This window comes from Endozoicomonas sp. ONNA2, from assembly GCF_024606365.1.
Lineage (GTDB): Bacteria > Pseudomonadota > Gammaproteobacteria > Pseudomonadales > Endozoicomonadaceae > Endozoicomonas.
The window spans coordinates 1-2,228 of sequence record NZ_JAHHPO010000487.1 but is presented as its reverse complement, the minus strand read 5'-3'; the positions used below and the strand labels follow the sequence as shown (position 1 = coordinate 2,228).

At 49.6% G+C, this 2,228-nt stretch carries 3 protein-coding genes; 1 reads left to right on the top strand and 2 read right to left on the bottom strand.

Annotated elements, in window-relative coordinates; all coding sequences use genetic code 11:
- Positions 1-289 precede the first annotated feature (289 nt).
- Complete coding sequence (locus KDK14_RS08790; RefSeq protein ID WP_257264717.1) at positions 290-532, top strand: GrxA family glutaredoxin; 243 nt, start codon at positions 290-292, stop codon at positions 530-532.
- A gap of 3 nt (positions 533-535) precedes the next feature.
- Here the strand turns inward: KDK14_RS08790 and KDK14_RS08785 are convergent, their stop codons facing one another.
- Together KDK14_RS08785 and pdxH are read right to left on the bottom strand one after the other, a co-directional pair.
- Positions 536-1,426, bottom strand: a complete 891-nt coding sequence (locus KDK14_RS08785) for a DNA replication terminus site-binding protein (RefSeq protein WP_257264716.1) — start codon at positions 1,424-1,426, stop codon at positions 536-538.
- A 31-nt stretch (positions 1,427-1,457) separates the two neighbouring features.
- Positions 1,458-2,105: a pyridoxamine 5'-phosphate oxidase gene (pdxH, locus tag KDK14_RS08780; RefSeq protein WP_257264715.1), complete on the bottom strand. Its 648-nt coding sequence runs from the start codon at positions 2,103-2,105 to the stop codon at positions 1,458-1,460.
- Between the last annotated feature and the right edge of the window lie 123 nt (positions 2,106-2,228).

Genomic DNA, 2,228 nt, shown 5'->3' with positions numbered 1-2,228 from the left:
GGCAGAAAATTGAGGATAAAAAGTCGGAAATTTTTAGTGAATAGTGGTTCTATTTACTAAAAATTTCCGACTTTTTTATACCAATTTGCTGCCACCGCAGTAGGGCAGTCTATTCTCGGACAGCCTCCTGGTGCCCCCATCACTGAGCCCCCTGGCGATCTCGTTCGCAAGACTGCATATGATCGACAGCCCCATACCAGGCTTCCCATTGGTCAGTATTGATCTATTCTCATTGGTTAATGTTGATCTGAACCAACCGGGTGCTTTCGAACCTGATGGAGCATGAATAATGGATCGGTTTACTGTGTTTGGGCGTCCTGGCTGCGGATTCTGTGTCCGTGCCAAGCAGCTGCTGGAGATGAAAGGCCTGCCTTTCAAATATGTTGATATCTACGAAGAGGGGATCAGTAAGGCTGATTTGTCCAAGACCGTCGGCAAGGAAGTTGAAACGGTTCCCCAGATTTTTCATGGCCAGCACTACGTTGGCGGTTTTACGGATCTGGAGGCTTATCTCAGAGAAAAAGACGCCTGAGCGTCATACATAACGGTAGATCCTTGAATGGGGATTGTCGTTAATTTTAACCAGACGGGCATCGCTGCGCTGCAGTCTTTCCTGTTTGGCAGTCGGGTCATAGGGGCGAATCCGGTTAAATTCCGGTAACGGTTCTCCCGGCTTTAGCTGAATGAACAGGGGCAGGGGGGAGTTAATCTGTGCCGGATACTGTTTTTTCAGGGTCGGCTCCGCTTGCCTGAGGGCCTGAATATCCTTTGGCCAGGTAATATTGGCCCTCAGGTGGGGTGCCAGTATTCGCTTGATCACCACCAATTCCTTGGCAGGCATTTTCTCCAGCAGGCAAATGTCATCATTAACGGCGACGGAGGCCAGGTATTTCTTCCTGAAATGCTCAATGGCTTCTTCGACCGTCAGCCTGACCGTACCACTGTGACTGGCAGCCCAGCTGAATCCAACCCGTCTCGGGGGTTCTGGAAAGAGCTTGAGTTGTCGGTAACATTGTACAAAGTGCAGATGTTTGACCTGAAGTCCCCCCAGTAAGCCATCCCGCAAATCATCAGATGCCTGTTCGATGGCCTCTATGCTGTCGCCAAACAGCTTGCGAAAGTCGGCTATGGCGGTTTTAAACTGGTCACGACAGAGGTTCAGTTCTTCACCCAGGGTCAAGGTTGGCGCGGAAACACCCACTAATCCGGTTAAACGGGCGGTTTCCTGCTTGTTCTGTTCTTCGATATAGGTCAGTCGAGTGGCAACACCGGCTGCCAGGGCGTGCTGGTTTGTGGATTCGGTATCCATGATCCAGATGGGTAAGCCATAGTCAGACTCAATGGCTTCCCGAAATAAGCGATTCAGTTCTACCAGTTGAATAAGCACATCCCTTACGGCGATTCGTGCAGCGGTTTTTTTACTCATAACGTGGCCATAAATAATTCACCAGGGAGTTTCAGGGAGAAAGGCGGTCGATTTGCCAATCACTGCTCTTATCCGCGGACATTCGGGTGTATTGAAAACGATCGTGCAGACGGTTCGGGCGACCTTGCCAGAATTCAATTTTCTCCGGCACGACGCGATAGCCACCCCAAAAATCGGGCAGAGGTACTTTTCCTTCCCTGAATTTGCGTTTCATCTCTTGCAGCTTCAACTCCAGAACCTTGCGTCCGGTGATGACCGAGCTTTGCTGTGATACCCAGGCACCGAGCTGACTGCCATGGGGTCGGCTGGTAAAGTAACGCAGTGATTCAGCCGTGGAAATTTTTCCTGCCTTGCCCTGAATGACCACCTGTCGTTCAAGGGCTACCCAGGGAAACATAATGGCAACCCGGGGATTGCTGGTAATATCTTTGGCTTTATTACTGCTGTAATTGGTGAAAAAGACAAATCCAGACGGGTCGAAATACTTGAGTAGTACTGTTCTCAAAGATGGCATGCCGGATGCCGAAACTGTAGCAAGGCTCATGGCATTGGGTTCGGCAAGCTGAGCCTGCCGGGCCTGCTTGAACCAAAGCTCAAACTGGTCAAAGGGGCTGTTTTTCAGGTTGTCCCGACTGAGCCCTGCCTGAGTGTACTCTTCTCTTAAATGGCTGATATCCATGGTGGCACTGTACTGATAAATGGTTTCTTATTTTAACCGCGCCATTAAAATCTTTACAGTGTTCAGTAACTTAGGAATTGTCTGAAAATAACTTCCACATATTCAGATGTTCCACCGCAATCA

What these genes read in the sequence shown, in the direction of transcription:
- KDK14_RS08790 (WP_257264717.1), top strand. Translation starts at nt 290, where the DNA reads ATGGATCGGTTTACTGTGTTTGGGCGTCCTGGCTGCGGATTCTGTGTC.
- KDK14_RS08785 (WP_257264716.1), bottom strand. Translation starts at nt 1,426, where the DNA reads ATGAGTAAAAAAACCGCTGCACGAATCGCCGTAAGGGATGTGCTTATT.
- pdxH (WP_257264715.1), bottom strand. Translation starts at nt 2,105, where the DNA reads ATGGATATCAGCCATTTAAGAGAAGAGTACACTCAGGCAGGGCTCAGT.